Here is a 15,424-nt window from a genome sequence, read left to right as displayed (position 1 = left end):
TAGCCGCTTGGTAAGCCGGCGGCAAGGAGTGTGGCGGTATGGCGCGTCAGATGATAGGAACACGAACCATGTTCAGGAGCATCCGCCCGAAGCTCGGCGCCCTCGCGCTCGGCACGCTTGTCTGCGTGGCCTCTGCGACGTCCGGCGGCACGCAGGCGATGGCGCAGGCGGAGGGCCGGCTGGAGACCCTGCCTCTTGGCCAGTACCGGTGCTCCCTGCCCGGCAGCGCGGACGGTGCGGCCTGGGTGCCAGTGCACGAGAAGGACTTCGCCATCGGCAATGCGTCGAGCTATTTTTCTACACGCGGCAGCGGGACCTATCTGGCGACCGACCGCACCGTGACCTTCACGCGCGGGCCGCTGAAAGGCGCGAAGTTCCTGCGTCGCGGTCCCAGCATGCTGCAGGAAATGAACGCGGACGGTCCCCCAGGCAGGCTGCGCTGCGTGCGGACCCAGCGCTAGGCGCCGGACCGTCGCTGCGGCGTCACTCCGCGCGCCCGCGATCCGCCAGTAGCGGAAACGGATTGACCGCATTGGCCGGTTCCCACCACTCGGCATCCGGCGTCGTGCGCAGGATGGCGAAATGCAGATGCGGTGCCTCGGGATCGGCATTGCCCGTGCTGCCGACAGAACCCAGACGCTGTCCCCGGCGAATGCGCATCCCTTCGCGAAGGCCGGGCGCATATTCCGACAGGTGGGCGTAATAATGGATCGTCTGCCGGTCGCCCGAGCGGACATAGATCGTCAGCCCACCGGCATCGGACCGGAACAGTTTTTCCACCTCGCCCGCGGCCGCCGCGATGACCGAAGTGCCTTCGGGCGCCATGATGTCGATCGCCTCGTGCAGTCGCTCCCCGCCGGCACGCTCGTCGCTATAGGTATCGCTGAGGTCGGAGGGGCGGACATTGAGCACGGGCACGAGCAATTGCGCCCGCTCCTGAGCCGAAGGTGTCGACACGTCGTTCCCGCCCAGCGGAGGGGCTACCCCGTCATCCCCCACGCCCCCGTCTGCAGGATCGACCCCGGCAGAGGTGTCGGTGGCCGAAGGACTGGGCGCTGCCTCTGCCGGGCGGACGGTATCGCGCTGGCTTGAACCGGTCGCATTCTCGATCAGGCTGCCGCCCGCTACGATCCACACGGCCGATGTCAGGGTGGCGGTGACCACGATGGTCAGCAGGCGGTCGAGAAACTTCATGCCGGCAGCCTAGCCCATCATGTCTCGAAAATCACCTGCGTTTCGGTATCGACCATCTGCGCCAGGCGCGCCGCATCCCAGTTCGTCAGGCGGACACACCCGCTGCTCTGCGCGCGTCCGATGGTTTCCGGCTCCGGCGTGCCGTGGATGCCGTAATGTTCCTTGCTCAGGTCGATCCACACGATGCCGACGGGACCGTTCGGCCCGGGCGGGAGCGTGTAGGTCTTTCCGTCGGGATCGTCATTCCCCAGCACTTCGGGGTCGTAGGAATAAGGCGGGTTGTACGCCTCGCCCACGATGTCCCATTCTCCCAGCGGGAGCGGGAATTCCGACGAGCCAGAACTGACCGTGAAGATCGCGACCAGTGTCTCGCCTTCATAGGCCTTCAGAGTCTGGCCTTCCTTGCTGACGACGATGCGGTCGACTTGCGGCTGCTCTGTTCCCACGCCAAGGCTGGCGAGCGTCATCTGCCATCCGCGATCCTGTATCGCACCCGGCTCGATCCGGTCGGCCCCGACATTGGGAACGCGAATCTGCTGGCCTGCGGTGAAAAACGACTTGGAGGTATCGGCGGATCCTTCTCCGGAAGACGCGTTTTCCCCTTCAGGCGAGGCGTCTTCACCCGCGCCGTCGGCCGGATCGTTTTCCATGCCCGCAGGCTTCCCGCCGGGGTTCAGTTCCTTCAGCACGGCAACGGTCGTATGGAAACGCTCGGCCAGCTTCTCGTCGAGCGAAGTATAACCCAGCCTTTCCATTTCCGCCTTGTCGGCCGTGCTTTCCGGCATGTCGGTAAATTCAAGATCGCCCCAGTTGTCCGGGATGGTGACGACCCGCGTGGCAGCAATGCCGTCATACTGCGCCAGCGCTTCCTTCGTCGCCTCGTCATGTTCTCCGGTCACCTCGAGGTCGTTGGCTTCCTGGAACCCGCTCAGCGCGTGGCGCGTGCTCATACCCATCTTGCCATCGACGACGCCGGGGCCGAAGCCCTGGCGGTCCAGCACGACCTGCAATTGCATGGTCGGGCGTTCCTCGCTGTCGGGAATGGCATTGTCCGCGCCCATATTGCTGGCATCGCCGGACACGCCTTCGCCGGAGCGGGTGGCAGCATTGTCCGCCGCGTCGTCATTCGACGCCATGCTGTCGGCGAGATTGTCGTCGCTATAGGTCTGGTAGCCGTAATCGTTCGACGTATCGGACGAGCTCTGCGCCGTTTCCTGTTCCTGACTGTCCGTGCCTTCCAGCCCGCAGGCAGTCAGAGCAAGGATGGAGGCGGCGGCGAGGAGCGGGCGGATGTTCAGGGTGCGCATGCGGATTCTCCGATAAAGATATGCGCACTTAACGCGTGAGAAGCGAAATATGTCCGTTACTTGTCGCGCAAAATCGCGGCGAACGCCTTCATCGCTACGACCTCGTCCCCGCCCCAGATGGCCCCCGACACCGCTAGGAAATCGGCCCCGGCATCCACCAGCGGCTTTCCATTGTCCGGCGTGATGCCGCCGATCGCCACGCAGGGAATCTCGAACAGGCCGCTCCACCATTCCAGCAATTCGGGTTCCGGCCTGTGGTCGCTCTGCTTCGTCGTGCTGGGAAAGAAAGCCCCGAAGGCCACGTAATCCGCCCCGGCCTCGCCTGCTTCCATCGCGAGGTGGCGGCTGTCATGGCAGGTGACGCCGATCTGCGCCTCGCGGCCCAGCACTTCGCGCGCCTCCTTCGGGTCGCCATCGCCCTGACCCAGATGAACCCCGTCCGCGCCCAGCCTTTTCGCCAGCGACACGCTGTCATTGACGATGAATGCCACGTCGCGCGCGGCGCAGATTTCCTGCAGCGGGGCCGCCAGAGACGCCGCCTCGTGCTGGTCCAGCCCCTTCACCCGGAACTGGAATGCCGTCGCGATGTCCTGTCCGGCCTCCAGCGCCCGTTCCAACCGGCCGGGAAAGTCACCCCCGGTCTCGAGCGGGGAGATGAGGTAGAGCTGGCAGGGTTCGCGTTCTTCGGACATGGCCCGCGCCCTAACGGGCGAAAGCGCGCGCGTCACCATTCACGTGGCGGCAATAGCGGCCGGAGCAGTTTCGCGGTCATGAAGAAAAGCGCCCCCGCTCTCGCTCTTGCCCTTGCCGCTCTGCTCTCGCTGGGCGGATGTGCCGTAATACCGGATGGTGGACAGGTGCCGCTGGCCGCCGCGCCCGAGGGATACCAGGTCGGCATCGGACGCCCGGTCCAGGTCGGCAGCGTCGTCGTTACGCCTCGCAAACTGGTCGAGGACAGCCGCTGCCCGGTCAATGCGCGGTGCGTCTGGGCCGGACGCGTCATCGTGCGGACACAGATCGACGGCGACGGCTGGCGCGATACGACGGATTTGACGCTGGGCGAGCTTTACGAGACGCACGGTGTTCCCGTGCGCCTCGTCAGTGCAACGCCCGAACGGACAACGGATTCGGAGCCAGACGAAACGCGATACCGCTTCGCGTTTACGGGCTCCTGAAGCTAAGTCAGCCCGGCTGCTTGCTCGCGGTATAGATCGCGTCGATCGCGTTCTCGAGCGCTTCGTCGAAGCGGGCCTCGTCCATCTGGGCGCGCAGCTCCTGCAGCAGAGCGCGGCTGAAGCTGGCGATCATGCCGTGGTTCTTGGCCAGTTCGGTGCACGCTTCGTCGCGCGAATACCCGCCCGAAAGCGCCACGACGCGCAGGACCTTGGGATGCTCGGTCAGCGGCTTGTAGAGGTCGGGCTGGCTGGGAATGGTCAGCTTCAGCATCACCTGCTGGCCTTCGGGCACGCGGTTCAGTTCGTCGAGCATGGCTGCCAGCAACAGGGCTTCGGTCTGCGGGCGGCTCTCGCTCTTCAGGCTCACTTCCGGCTCGAGGATGGGGACCAGGCCGTTGCTCAGGATCTGGAGGCCGAAATCCATCTGCTGGCGGACATTGTCGGCAATGCCCTTCTCGTCCGCCTCGTGGATGACACTGCGCATTTTCGTGCCGAAGACACCCAGTTCCTTCGCCCGCGCGCAATTTGCGTCGAGCTCGGGCATTTCCTTCATCAGCTGCACACCGTTTTCGGTATCGTGCATGCCCTTGTCGACTTTCAGGAACGGAACGATGCCCTTGCCGGCAAGGCGTTCCGGGATCGGCATACCTTCGGGGTTGCAGCCTTCCATCGTCTTTTCGAACAGGATCGCGCCCACGACCTTGTCGCCGGTGAATGCGTTGCTTTCCACGATGCGGCAGCGCATTTCGTGGATCTTGGCGAACATTTCCTCGTCGCCCGACCATTCGTCTTCGCCGACGCCGTAGCCTGCCAGCGCCTTGGGCGTGGAACCACCGGACTGGTCAAGCGCTGCAATAAAGCCGTCGCCTGCGGCAATCTTGGCTTTCATCTCGTCGAAATTCATCGGTGGGTTCCTCGGGCTATCAGGTGTCAGGACTGGGTTGCATACGAATGCATCGCCAGCGCCTTAGCTACGCATTCGAAGTCCCGCAACACACCCTGCGCACAGACGCCCTCAACAAGGGTGTCTCAGGCAGTTCACGAAAGGACACAGCATGGCCCTCAGCGATACCCAGACCTCCATCTGCGAAGGGAGCGAGATCGATTTCTCTGACCTGAAGGCCGTCCTGTTCAACGCCACGCTGAAGCCGCCCGGGGAGGCCTCGCACACCGATACGTTGCTGGACGTCGTGGCCGAGATCTTCGAAACGCAGCGCGTCGCAGTGAAGCGGCATCGTCTGACCGACTACAGGCTGGCGCCGGGTGTCTATCCGGACATGACCGAGCACGGCTGGCCGGAAGACGACTGGCCGAGGCTCTCGCCCGACGTCTTCGATGCCGACATCGTGGTTCTCGGCACCCCGATCTGGCTGAGCCAGAAAAGTTCGGTCGCGCAGTCCTTCATCGAGAAACTCTACGCCCATTCGGGACAGACCAACGATGCCGGGCAATATGCCTTCTACGGCAAGGTTGGCGGATGCGTGGTGACCGGCAACGAGGACGGCATAAAGCATGTCGGGATGAGCGTGCTGTATTCGATGCAGCATGTCGGCATGACCATCCCGCCACAGGCCGATTGCGGCTGGATCGGCGAAGCGGGACCGGGGCCATCCTATGGCGACGAGCAGGACGATGGCAGCCGCGCCGGTTTCGACAACGAATTTACCCAGCGCAACACCACTTTCATGGCGTTCAACCTGCTCCATGCCGCGCGGATGCTGAAAGATGCTGGCGGTTACCCGCCGGTCGGCAACGTTCGCAGCGAATGGGACGACGGGAGCAAGCCGGGATGGCCGAACCCGGAACATCGCCGCGATTGAGGGCGCTAGCCGAGCTGCGCCAGATAGGCTTTGCGTGACGTCATGGCGGCGAGCGAGCTTTCCAGCTGCCGCCGTATCGTCAGGAGGATCTGCGCTGCCTGCTGCTCCGGAACGGTGTCTACGCGGCGATCATAAGTCCTGGGCCTGATGCCCAGCCCTGCCAGCATCTCGGTCCATGTCTGCCGGTCGGCATATTCCCGCTCGAACGAGGGGATATGTCCCCGGCTGGCAAACTGCTCGATGCGTGTGCGCAGCGTGGCGGACGGGGCTCCGCGCGCCAGGGTCTGCCACGGCCCTTCGCTTCGCCTGTTGAGATGGAGCGGCGCATTCGCGAAATCGCTGAGCGCCGCCTGGGTTTCGCGGTATCTGCGATTGAAGGCCTTCGCCTCTGCCGCCATCGCCGCTCGCGCCGGGAGGCACTCGGCGAGATGGAGCGCCATTTCCGCGAGCAGCGCCGCATCCCCGCACAGGACGCTGCCCGGAGAGCCAACCGCTTCGCCGAGCCGGACGCAATTGCCCCGCCATGCCGCGGCAACCAGAGCTGCTGGCGCGTCCTGCGTCACTGCATCGGAGCCCGCAATGTTCGCGAGGTGCTCTTCCGCCACCTCGCCGGTGTGCCGGTAGGAAACGATGTCGCCGTCCTCGGTGGGAATGCGCGCTGCGATCCCGTGAGCATCCGCTGTCCATGTCGGGAGCGGTGGGTCGCCCCGAAGTGGCTCCACAGCGCAGGTGATCTTGCCGAATATGGAAGCCGGGCTGTCGATCCGTTCCGGCGAGGCATCCAGCAACGTAGCGATCCGGCCCGAGCAGTCGACGAAGAAATCCGCCTCGACAGCCTCGCCGCCTTCCAAAGCGACGGACTTCACATGCCCGTCCGGTCCCGGCACGCCGCCCGCGACCGTTCCCGACTTCACTTTGCATCGCGCGGCACATTCCTCACGCAGCATCCGAGCATAGCGATCGCGGTCGAAACCGACTTGCGGGCCGAGCATGGCAAGCGGCGAATCCGGTGCGTCGCCCGGCAAGGCGAACTTGCCCCCCTCCGCCGCGCGGGCCGCGAAGCGAAAAGGCGCAAGGAAGGGCAGAAAGTCCGCACCTTCACCCTCGTCAGCTTGCGCGCGGAGCAGGAACTGGTGCAGCGATGCACCCGCAATGGCAGGCAAATCGCCCGACGCTGCAATGACGAGCGAATGGCCCTCCCCCGCAAAACCCTGCAGCACGTTTCCGAGCGAAGGGATCGCCCCGCAATCCCGGACGAGGGCCGCAAGATCCAGCCCCAACCGTTCGTGATAGCGACTGGCCAGCGGGACGACTGCGCCGGCCGGGGGTACGGGCGTTTCGTCCACGACCACGGTCAGCGCGGTACATTCGGGCAATTCGCGCGCGAGCAGCGCGGCAACCAGCCATACGTCCCGCGACAAGCCGGCGAGCAAAACGGAACGGACTGTTTGTGAAGGCTTGGCCGTCACCGTCCGATACCCTCCCCGCGATAGACCGCACCGTATTTCCCGATGAAGGAGAGATGCGGCTCCAACGGCTCGGCCCGCCCCGCGATGGCGGAATGAATGCGCTCCATCCGCGCGTGCCGGTCGGATACGCTCATCGCTGTCACCCGCGGGTCGAAGGCTTCCGGCACGGCGCCCTGCCCGATGAACACCGACAGCCAGCTTTGCTGCAGGAACAAACCTTCCTGATAGTCCGGCGTCAGTCCGCGCCGGCGAAACGCGTCGATCTTTTCTGCGAGGCTGGCGGGTAATTCCATCTCCCGCATGTCGTCCCAGAAGCGCTGGCCATGGCGCGCGTTCAGGACATAATGCAGCATCAGGAAATCGCGGATGCGATCATATTCGAGGTCCATCAGGCGGTTGTATTCCGACACGTCCGCCTCGTCGATCGCGCCTGCCGGAAACAGCGTCACGAGGTTCAGGATGCCGCTCTGGATCAGGTCTATGCTGGTCGATTCCAGTGGCTCCAGGAAACCGCCCGACAAACCGATGGCAACCACATTGCGGCTCCACATCCGCCGCCGCTTTCCGGTCGTGAAGCGCAGCTGGCGCGGCTCGGCGATAGGCTCGGCCTCGAGATTGGCGAGCAGGGTTTCGACGGCGGCTTCGTCGCTGATGTAGCGGTCGCAGTACACGTGCCCGTTGCCCACCCGGTGCTGCAGCGGAATGCGCCACTGCCATCCGGCCTCGCGCGCCGTCGCCCGTGTATAAGGCGCCGTCTCCGCGCTTGTCGCGCACGGCACCGCCCACGCGCGGTTGCAGGGCAGCCAATGGCTCCAGTCTTCGAAGCCGGTCTGCAATTCCTGCTCGATCAGCAATGCGCGAAAGCCGGAGCAGTCGATGAACAGATCGCCCTCGATCCGCTCCCCTTTTTCCATGACGACGGCTGCCACTTCGCCCGTTTCGCCATTGCTTTCGATCTCGACGATCCGCCCCTCATGACGCCGGACACCCGATCGCTGCGCCACGTCCGACAGGTATGCCGCATACAGGCCGGCATCGAACTGGAACGCGTAATTGTAGGCGCCAAGCCCTTCCTCGTCGGCAGGCGGTTCGAAGCGGCCTGCGCGTGCCGCTACGATGGGGAGCGAATATTCCCCGAAAGCTCGCGCATTGCCGTCCGCCTTTTCCGCGAGCCAGTAGTGATGGAACGGCGCGGGCCCGATGGCCTCGCCATAGGTTCCGAACGGGTGGATGTAGCGAGTGCCCGGCTCGCCCCAGTCGCAGAACTCGATGCCCAGCTTGATGGTGGCAGCCGTGCGCGCCATCATCTCGCGCTCGTTTATTCCGGCAAGGCGATTGAAGTCGCGGATTTGCGGCAGGGTCGCCTCACCCACACCGACGGTTCCGATGGCATCGGATTCCACCAGCGTGATGGACAGGTCCGACTGCCCGAGGGCGCGGGACAGGCCTGCCGCCGTCATCCATCCGGCGGTTCCCCCGCCGACGATCACGACACGCCCGATCCGCCCCGTCGTCACCCGAACATTATCCCTTCCTGCGGACCTTTGCGATGATGCCGGTAAAGCTGAGAACGGACTTACCGTCTGCCGTCACAAGGCCGCGGACATAGATCGTCCGCCCCCCGGCGCGCGTCACCTCGCCCCGCGCTTCGATCAGCTGCCCGTTCTGCGCGGAATCGAGGAAATCCCCGGACAGGTTCATGGTGACTGCCATGTCGCCTGCCAGTTCGTCGGTCGCGATGGAGAACAGCGCGTAATCGGCGAAGGTCAGCAGGCAGCCGCCATGCATGAAGCCTGCGCCGTTCATGTGCCGCTCTTCCGCGCGGAAGGCGCACACGTAGCTCCCGTCCTCTTCGCGCTGCGTATAGAACGGTCCGCTGCGCGTTTCGTACGGGTCGCCCTGCCAGTAGGACCAGCCAGCGAACTCTCCGTCTTCGGCGATGTGACCGCCGGGAAAAACAGCGTCGCTCATGCTTTCAGTGCCGCGACGCCCGGCAGGTCCTTGCCTTCCATCCATTCGAGAAACGCACCGCCTGCGGTGGAGACGAATGTGAAGTCATCCGCCACGCCCGCATGGTTGAGCGCCGCCACGGTATCGCCGCCGCCGGCCACGGAAATGAGCGAACCGTCCTGCGTCAGCGCGCCGGCGGTCTTCGCGAGCGCCACCGTCGCTTCGTCGAAGGGTTGCGTCTCGAATGCGCCCAGCGGTCCGTTCCAGACCAGCGTGCGGCAGGTCTTGAGCACATCGGCCAGCGCCTCCGTCGCCTGCGGACCGATATCGAGGATCATTTCGTCGGAAGCGACTTCGTGGACGTTGCAGGTTCGCAGGGACGCGGGATTGGCGGCAAATTCCTTCGCCACCACCACGTCATAAGGCAGGTGCACCGTGCAGCCCGCGTGATCGGCAGTATCCATGATCTGGTTCGCCGTGGCGGTCAGGTCATGCTCGCACAGCGAATTGCCGACATCGACCCCGCGCGCGGCGAGGAAGGTGTTGGCCATGCCGCCGCCGATGATTAGGTGCTGCACCTTGCCGACGAGGTTTTGCAACACGTCGAGCTTGGTCGAAACCTTCGCCCCGCCGACGACGGCGGCCAGCGGCGTTTCCGGATTGCCGAGGGCGGCGTCCAGCGCCTTCAGCTCGGCTTCCATGGCGCGTCCGGCATAGGCCGGCAGCAGGCGCGCCAGCCCTTCGGTCGAGGCATGGGCCCGGTGCGCGGCGGAAAACGCGTCGTTCACGTAGATATCGCCATGCGCGGCGATGGCCTTGGCGAAATCGGCGTCGTTCGCCTCCTCCCCCGGCCAGAACCGCACATTGTCGAGCAGGCCGATATCGCCATCGCCGAGGATGCCGATCGACTGCTCGACCACCGGTCCCGAAACCTCGGGCACGAACATGATTTCCTTGCCCAGCACTTCCTCGACGTCGCCCTGCACGAAGCTGGTGCTCATCATGGAATTGCGCTGGCCTTTCGGCCGCCCGAAATGGGCCAGCAGCAGGACTTTCGCACCCTTGCGCGACAGTTCCAGGATGGTCGGCTTCGCCGCCTCCACGCGGGTGACATCGGTGGCCGAACCGTCCTGCATCGGCAGGTTCAGATCGACACGGACGAGCGCGACCTTGCCGGAAAGATCCTCCGGCAAGTCGTCGAGGGTGCGAAAACTGCTCACAGCGAGGCCATGACCCCGGCGGTGTCGATCATGCGATTGGAGAAGCCCCACTCGTTGTCGTACCAGCTGACGACGCGGGCCAGCTTGCCTTCCATGACGCTGGTTTCCAGGCTGTCGACGGTCGAGCTGGCCGGGTGGTGATTGAAGTCACCCGACACCAGGGGCAGGTCGGTGTAGTCCAGAACGCCCTTCATCGCGCCATCGGCCGCAGCCTTCAGCGCAGCGTTCAGTTCCTCTGCGCTGGTGTCGCGCTTGGGCGTGAAGACGAGGTCGATCAGCGACACGTTCGGGGTCGGGACACGCACGCTCGATCCGTCGAGCTTGCCGTTGAGTTCCGGCAGGACGAGGCCCACCGCGCGGGCGGCGCCGGTCGTGGTCGGGATCATGTTCTGCGCCCCGCCACGTGCACGGCGCATGTCGGAATGCATCTGGTCGAGCATCCGCTGGTCGTTGGTGTAGCTGTGGATCGTGGTCATGAAACCGCGCTCGATGCCCACCGTGTCGTTCAGCACCTTGGCCACCGGGGCCAGGCAGTTGGTGGTGCAGCTGGCGTTGGAGACGATGACGTCCTCCGCCGTCAGCGTGTCCTGGTTGACGCCGAAGACGACGGTCTTCGACACGCCCTTGGCCGGGGCGGAAATCAGGACCTTCTTCGCGCCAGCTTCCAGGTGCGGGCGGCAGGCTTCGTCGCTCTGGAAGAAGCCTGTGCACTCCAGCACCAGGTCGATGCCCATCTCCTCGTGGGGCAGATTGCCCGGCTCGCGCTCCGACGTGACGGCGATTGTCTTGCCGTTGACGGTCATCTCGCCGTCGTCGTGCTCGATCGTGCCGGGGAAGCGGCCATGGGTCGAGTCGAAGCCGAACAGCAGGGCGTTCGACTTGGTATCCGCAAGGTCGTTGATCGCGACCAGTTCCAGATCGTGATCGTCCCGCTCCAGCAGGGCGCGCGCCACGAGGCGTCCGATGCGGCCGAAACCGTTGATTGCGACTTTGGTAGCCATGATGAAAAGCTCCTGCTTAAGCGTTGAGTTTGTTGGTGATCTGCGGAACGATGGCGTCCGCGGTAAAGCCGAATTTTTCGAACAGATCGCCCGCCGGCGCACTCGCCCCGAACCGGTCGAGCCCGATATTGAGGCCGCTGCGCCCGGTATAGCGTTCCCAGCCCAGCGTGCTGCCCGCCTCGATCGAGACGATAAGCGCATCCTCCGGCAGCAGGTCAGTGCGGTAGGCATCGTCCTGCTGTTCGAACAGGTCCATGCAAGGCATGGACACGACATCGCAGCCGGTCCCGTCCGCCTCGAGCCGCTCGGCACATTCCATTGCCAGCGCGACTTCGGAACCGGTGGCGACAATGACGACCTTGCGCGCCGCACCGGCTTCGCGGAGGCGGTAGGCGCCCTTCGCGCTGCGGTTGTTCGCAGCCGACCAGTCTTCGTCGCCCTCGCCGCGCAGCTGCGGCAGGCCCTGGCGGGATAGCGCGAGGACCGAAGGCGTTTCGGGCGTCTGCAGTGCCAGCGCCCAGCATTCCGCCGTCTCGATCGTATCGCAGGGACGATAGACGTTGAGATTGGGGATCAGGCGCAGGCTCATTACCTGCTCGATCGGCTGGTGGGTCGGGCCGTCTTCTCCAAGGCCGATGGAATCATGCGTCAGGACATAGACGGCCCCCACCTGCTGCAGAGCCGACAGGCGTATCGCATTGCGGCAATAATCGCTGAAAATCAGGAACGTACCGCCGTAAGGTACGATGCCGCCATGCAGCATCATGCCGTTCATGGCCGCAGCCATGCCAAACTCGCGGATGCCGTAATAGACATAGCGGCCATCGTAATTGTCGGCGGTGAACGGCGCGGTGCTGGCGGTCTTGGTGTTGTTGGAGCCGGTGAGGTCGGCCGAACCGCCGATCATGTGCGGGATCTTCGCTGTCAGCGGGCCCAGTGCCAATTCCGATGCCTTGCGGGTGGCGACCTTCTGCGGTTCCTTTGCCAATGCCGCAATGTGCTCTTCAAGCGCGGGACCGGCAAGATCGGCGACCGAAGCCATCCGGTTCTCGAAATCCGCCTTGCGCCCGGAATCCGACAGGCGGCCCGCCCATGCGGCGTGTGCCTCGCGGCCGTATTTCGCCGTTTCGGACCAGTCGCCCAGGATATCGTCCGGCACGACGAAGGGATCGTGTTCCCAGCCCAGCGTCTCGCGGGCGGCTGCGATTTCCTCCGGCCCCAGCGGCGCGCCATGGGTTGCGCTGGTCCCCTGCTTGTTCGGAGCGCCGCGGCCGATCACCGTGCGGCAGGCGACGATGGAGGGACGCTCGCTCTCCTCCGCCTCGGCAAGAGCGCGCTCTATGTCCTTGAAATCATGTCCGTCGCAGCGGACGATATGCCAACCCGTCGCCTCGTAACGGGCGAGAATGTTTTCGCTGGTCGACAGATCTGCCGCCCCGTCGATGGTGATGTTGTTGTCGTCCCACAACACGTTCAGGCGGCCCAGCTTCAAATGACCCGCCAGGCCGATCGCCTCGTGGTTGATGCCTTCCATCAGGCAGCCGTCGCCTGCGATGACCCAGGTCTTGTGATCGACGAGGTCATCCCCGAACTCTGCGTTAAGATGCCGCTCCGCCATTGCCATGCCGACGGCCATCGCCACGCCCTGACCCAACGGGCCGGTCGTCGCTTCCACGCCCGGCAGGAGGAAATTCTCCGGATGTCCGGCACACGGGCTTCCCAGCTGCCGGAAATTTCGGATGTCCTCCATCGTCGGCGCTGCATAGCCCGAGAGGTGGAGCAGGCTGTAGATCAGCATCGAGCCGTGACCTGCGCTCAGCACGAAACGGTCGCGGTCGGCCCAGTCGGGCGTAGAGGGATCGAATTTCAGGAACTTCGACCACAACACCGCGGCCACGTCGGCCATGCCCATCGGCATGCCGGGATGCCCCGAATTGGCGGCCTGCACGGCATCCATGGACAGCGCGCGGATGGCATTCGCCATGGGAACGAGGCGGTCGTTATCAAACCCGGCGGAATGGGGGCTCATCGGAAGGGCAGCTCCTGCATCAGGTCCGCGCCTCGCAGCGGGCGCGATTCGTCCTTGTCGCGAAGCCATTGCCGCGCACCCGCCCGAGGTCAAGGCACAGCTAGGTCAGGCAGGCCCTGGCAAAGGCAACAGGCCTGCCTTCGGGCATTTTATCAACAGGAGGCGGCAACCCTTTGCCCTTCCTGCCATCTGGCGGTAAATTCACGCGCACCATGGACGATAATCGCACCGAACAGGCCATCCAGCGGATCGAGGCCGCGCTGGCGCGCATCGCGCGGGCGGCCGAAGCCCTTCCCGCGCAAGGCCCCACGCAGGCCGAAACAGACAGCATGGCTTCGCCGCCCGCTACCGGCACCGCGGAAGTGCCACCATCCGTCTCGCAACTGGTCGTCCGGCACGAGGCCCTGCGCGAGGAAGTCGCGAGCCAGATCCGCCGGATCGACGAACTGGTCGGGAAATTCGAGCAATGAAAACGATCGAACTGCGCGTTGGCGGACAGTCTTTCTCGATCTCCTGTCCCGAAGGGCAGGAAGAGCACGTCCAGGCGCTGGGCGCGTCGATCGACGAAAAATTCCAGCCCATGGCCCCGCAATTCGCGCAGAACCTGCTGTTCGCATCGCTCCAGCTGGCCGACGAACTGCACGAGGCGCGCAAGGCGACCCGGATGGCGAACGCGGACAAGAAAGTCATCGCCGACTCGTTCGATTCCTATCGCGCCGAAATGCAGGACCGCCAGCGGGACGCCGACACCGCCCTCGGCCAGCGTGACCAGCTGAAGGCGAAAATCGTCGAGTTGGAAGAAGAACTGGGTCGGATGCAGTCGGCACAGCAGAGCACTTCGGAAGAAACGGCCGGCATTCGCCAGGAATTGAACGACCTGCGCGAGAAGGAGCTGGGCTGGGAAGCAGAGGAAAACACGCTGCGCGCCCGGATTGCGGATCTCGAACAGCAACGTGCCGAAGCGCAGCAGGCAAGATCTCGCACACCGCCGGAAGCTACCCTGAGGCAGGCCCTTGGCGGAGCGCCGTCCGGACCGGACGAGGCCGATCTTCCCCCGGCACTGGAGAGATTTGCCCAATTGCTGGAAGAAACCGCCGACAAGCTGGAAGCGCGCGGCGCTTGAGGTCGGCAGGATCGCTTCCTAAATAGGACGCGGCGGAACTGCCCGGCACGAGCCCGATTGGAATATCCCTGAGGCTATAAGCAATCCTAGGGAGCTGTCCCTACCCTGGAACATGGGCCCCTGCGTTCGCTTCGCGAGCGGAACCCGGGAACCGGGGTATACGGCACCCACCTGACGTTTAGGCGTCAGAGGATTTCCCGGCAAACGACCCATGGTGGTTCCGCCACCCCTTTCGCCCCGGCGGCGATACGCGGCAATCTTCTTGGCGCAATCTTCATGGCGCAATCTTCACGGCAAGGAACCAACGTGGAAGCAAAGACGGTCTTGAGAGAACGCTTCCGGCAGGAACGGCGCGACCATGTCGCCGCACAGCCGGACCGGATCAGGGCCCTGCTGTTCCATCGCCCCCCCGCGCCGCTGATCCCGATGATCCCGGCAGGCGCGACCATCGGTCTTTACGCAGCGACCGATGCCGAAGCGCCCACCATGGGCTACGCCAGATATTTTCACGAGCAGGGCCATCCCCTCGCTCTCCCCCGTTTCGCAGGCGGGGCGGAAGCGATGCATTTCGCGACCTTCGCCGATCCGTATGAGGAGGACGCGCTGGTCGAAGGGCCGTTCGGTATCCGGCAACCGGCAGCGGGCGCGGAAACGGTCGTACCCGTTGCCGTGTTCGTTCCCCTTGTCGCGTTCACGGATGAAGGGGCGCGGCTGGGTCAGGGCGGCGGTCATTACGATCGCTGGCTGGCAGGCCACCCGGATGTGCTGCCCATCGGCATGGCGTGGGATGTGCAGCAGGCCGGCACCCTGCCCACAGAACCACACGACCGGCTGATGGCTGCCATCGTCACCCCCACCCGTTTCCATGGCCCCTTCGTGAGGGAAAACGCATGAGTGAAGAACCGACCTGGCGGGTGCCCGTGGGCATATTGGGTCTGATACTCGGCCTGATCGTCTACGCGCTCGTCGTCGCCCGTTACGTGCCGGATGTGGTCGGGGACTGGCATGCCGTGCTGCAGACGGTCGTCTATCTCTTCTTCGGTCTCGTCTGGCTGTTGCCGCTGCGGCGCCTGCTGGTCTGGATGGAATCGGGCAGGCCGCGTTGAATTGACTCGGCGCTTCCGCAAGGTACTCCA

The 15,424-nt window shown here is 64.7% G+C and carries 17 protein-coding genes and 1 other RNA gene; 8 read left to right on the top strand and 10 right to left on the bottom strand.

The window, feature by feature from the left end; translation table 11 throughout:
• Positions 1-68: 68 nt before the first annotated feature.
• Complete coding sequence (locus PF049_08280; GenBank protein WBY15606.1) at positions 69-461, top strand: hypothetical protein; 393 nt, start codon at positions 69-71, stop codon at positions 459-461.
• A 22-nt stretch (positions 462-483) separates the two neighbouring features.
• On the opposite strand, the gene PF049_08275 is transcribed toward PF049_08280, so the two are convergent.
• From PF049_08275 to thiE, 3 genes are read right to left on the bottom strand one after another with little or no spacing between them, the layout of a single operon-like run.
• A complete protein-coding gene (locus PF049_08275; GenBank protein WBY15605.1) occupies positions 484-1,194 on the bottom strand; it encodes a M23 family metallopeptidase in 711 nt (236 codons plus the stop codon).
• 17 nt (positions 1,195-1,211) lie between these two features.
• Positions 1,212-2,501: a L,D-transpeptidase family protein gene (locus PF049_08270; GenBank protein WBY15604.1), complete on the bottom strand. Its 1,290-nt coding sequence runs from the start codon at positions 2,499-2,501 to the stop codon at positions 1,212-1,214.
• A gap of 56 nt (positions 2,502-2,557) precedes the next feature.
• Positions 2,558-3,193 carry a thiamine phosphate synthase gene (gene thiE, locus PF049_08265; protein WBY15603.1) on the bottom strand — a complete coding sequence of 212 codons (636 nt, stop codon included), beginning with the start codon at positions 3,191-3,193 and terminating at the stop codon, positions 2,558-2,560.
• Between the two features lie 78 nt (positions 3,194-3,271).
• Here thiE and PF049_08260 point away from each other — a divergent pair, with 78 nt between their 5' ends.
• A complete protein-coding gene (locus PF049_08260; GenBank protein ID WBY15602.1) occupies positions 3,272-3,676 on the top strand; it encodes a hypothetical protein in 405 nt (134 codons plus the stop codon).
• Positions 3,677-3,683: 7 nt separating this feature from the next.
• Here the strand turns inward: PF049_08260 and PF049_08255 are convergent, their stop codons facing one another.
• The gene (locus PF049_08255; protein ID WBY15601.1) at positions 3,684-4,580 is read right to left on the bottom strand and encodes a fructose bisphosphate aldolase; all 897 of its coding nucleotides are present in this window, start codon (positions 4,578-4,580) and stop codon (positions 3,684-3,686) included.
• 151 nt (positions 4,581-4,731) lie between these two features.
• Here PF049_08255 and PF049_08250 point away from each other — a divergent pair, with 151 nt between their 5' ends.
• Positions 4,732-5,496, top strand: a complete 765-nt coding sequence (locus PF049_08250; protein WBY15600.1) for a flavodoxin family protein — start codon at positions 4,732-4,734, stop codon at positions 5,494-5,496.
• 5 nt (positions 5,497-5,501) lie between these two features.
• Here the strand turns inward: PF049_08250 and PF049_08245 are convergent, their stop codons facing one another.
• Genes PF049_08245 through tkt form a run of 6 tightly spaced genes read right to left on the bottom strand, consistent with a single transcriptional unit; the run spans position 5,502 to position 13,165 of the window.
• On the bottom strand, positions 5,502-6,917 hold the full coding sequence (locus PF049_08245) for a tryptophan 7-halogenase (protein ID WBY15599.1): 1,416 nt from the start codon (positions 6,915-6,917) through the stop codon (positions 5,502-5,504).
• 44 nt (positions 6,918-6,961) lie between these two features.
• Positions 6,962-8,482, bottom strand: a complete 1,521-nt coding sequence (locus PF049_08240) for a tryptophan 7-halogenase (GenBank protein ID WBY15598.1) — start codon at positions 8,480-8,482, stop codon at positions 6,962-6,964.
• Between the two features lie 7 nt (positions 8,483-8,489).
• Positions 8,490-8,936, bottom strand: a complete 447-nt coding sequence (locus tag PF049_08235; protein WBY15597.1) for a PaaI family thioesterase — start codon at positions 8,934-8,936, stop codon at positions 8,490-8,492.
• Complete coding sequence (locus PF049_08230) at positions 8,933-10,135, bottom strand: phosphoglycerate kinase (protein ID WBY15596.1); 1,203 nt, start codon at positions 10,133-10,135, stop codon at positions 8,933-8,935. Before PF049_08230 ends, PF049_08235 begins: the two co-directional genes overlap by 4 nt.
• A complete protein-coding gene (gap, locus tag PF049_08225; protein ID WBY15595.1) occupies positions 10,132-11,136 on the bottom strand; it encodes a type I glyceraldehyde-3-phosphate dehydrogenase in 1,005 nt (334 codons plus the stop codon). Before gap ends, PF049_08230 begins: the two co-directional genes overlap by 4 nt.
• A gap of 16 nt (positions 11,137-11,152) precedes the next feature.
• Positions 11,153-13,165, bottom strand: a complete 2,013-nt coding sequence (tkt, locus tag PF049_08220; protein ID WBY15594.1) for a transketolase — start codon at positions 13,163-13,165, stop codon at positions 11,153-11,155.
• 212 nt (positions 13,166-13,377) lie between these two features.
• On the opposite strand from tkt, the gene PF049_08215 reads away from it, so the two are divergent.
• The 5 genes from PF049_08215 (at position 13,378) to PF049_08195 (ending at position 15,394) form a co-directional block, all read left to right on the top strand.
• The gene (locus tag PF049_08215) at positions 13,378-13,635 is read left to right on the top strand and encodes a hypothetical protein (GenBank protein WBY15593.1); all 258 of its coding nucleotides are present in this window, start codon (positions 13,378-13,380) and stop codon (positions 13,633-13,635) included.
• Positions 13,632-14,288, top strand: coding sequence for a cell division protein ZapA (zapA, locus tag PF049_08210; GenBank protein WBY15592.1), 657 nt, complete (start codon positions 13,632-13,634; stop codon positions 14,286-14,288). Before PF049_08215 ends, zapA begins: the two co-directional genes overlap by 4 nt.
• Before the next feature lie 32 nt (positions 14,289-14,320).
• Positions 14,321-14,513, top strand: a non-coding RNA gene (gene ssrS, locus PF049_08205) — 6S RNA.
• 81 nt (positions 14,514-14,594) lie between these two features.
• Positions 14,595-15,182: a 5-formyltetrahydrofolate cyclo-ligase gene (locus PF049_08200; GenBank protein WBY15591.1), complete on the top strand. Its 588-nt coding sequence runs from the start codon at positions 14,595-14,597 to the stop codon at positions 15,180-15,182.
• Entirely contained in the window at positions 15,179-15,394 is a 216-nt protein-coding gene (locus PF049_08195) for a DUF2842 domain-containing protein (GenBank protein WBY15590.1), read from the top strand. The genes PF049_08200 and PF049_08195 overlap by 4 nt, the downstream gene beginning before the upstream one ends.
• Positions 15,395-15,424: the final 30 nt, after the last annotated feature.

The sequence above is a fragment of the Erythrobacteraceae bacterium WH01K genome (assembly GCA_027941995.1).
Taxonomy (GTDB): Bacteria; Pseudomonadota; Alphaproteobacteria; order Sphingomonadales; family Sphingomonadaceae; genus CAJXSN01.
Note: the sequence above shows the minus strand (reverse complement) of the source record. Positions and strands in the feature narration are given on the sequence as shown.

Excerpts from the sequence above, each read along its gene's own strand:
- PF049_08260 (WBY15602.1), top strand. The coding sequence starts at position 3,272 with ATGAAGAAAAGCGCCCCCGCTCTCGCTCTTGCCCTTGCCGCTCTGCTC.
- PF049_08255 (WBY15601.1), bottom strand. The coding sequence starts at position 4,580 with ATGAATTTCGACGAGATGAAAGCCAAGATTGCCGCAGGCGACGGCTTT.
- tkt (WBY15594.1), bottom strand. The coding sequence starts at position 13,165 with ATGAGCCCCCATTCCGCCGGGTTTGATAACGACCGCCTCGTTCCCATG.
- gap (WBY15595.1), bottom strand. The coding sequence starts at position 11,136 with ATGGCTACCAAAGTCGCAATCAACGGTTTCGGCCGCATCGGACGCCTC.
- PF049_08280 (WBY15606.1), top strand. The coding sequence starts at position 69 with ATGTTCAGGAGCATCCGCCCGAAGCTCGGCGCCCTCGCGCTCGGCACG.
- zapA (WBY15592.1), top strand. The coding sequence starts at position 13,632 with ATGAAAACGATCGAACTGCGCGTTGGCGGACAGTCTTTCTCGATCTCC.
- PF049_08270 (WBY15604.1), bottom strand. The coding sequence starts at position 2,501 with ATGCGCACCCTGAACATCCGCCCGCTCCTCGCCGCCGCCTCCATCCTT.
- PF049_08250 (WBY15600.1), top strand. The coding sequence starts at position 4,732 with ATGGCCCTCAGCGATACCCAGACCTCCATCTGCGAAGGGAGCGAGATC.
- PF049_08215 (WBY15593.1), top strand. The coding sequence starts at position 13,378 with ATGGACGATAATCGCACCGAACAGGCCATCCAGCGGATCGAGGCCGCG.
- PF049_08275 (WBY15605.1), bottom strand. The coding sequence starts at position 1,194 with ATGAAGTTTCTCGACCGCCTGCTGACCATCGTGGTCACCGCCACCCTG.
- PF049_08195 (WBY15590.1), top strand. The coding sequence starts at position 15,179 with ATGAGTGAAGAACCGACCTGGCGGGTGCCCGTGGGCATATTGGGTCTG.
- PF049_08235 (WBY15597.1), bottom strand. The coding sequence starts at position 8,936 with ATGAGCGACGCTGTTTTTCCCGGCGGTCACATCGCCGAAGACGGAGAG.
- thiE (WBY15603.1), bottom strand. The coding sequence starts at position 3,193 with ATGTCCGAAGAACGCGAACCCTGCCAGCTCTACCTCATCTCCCCGCTC.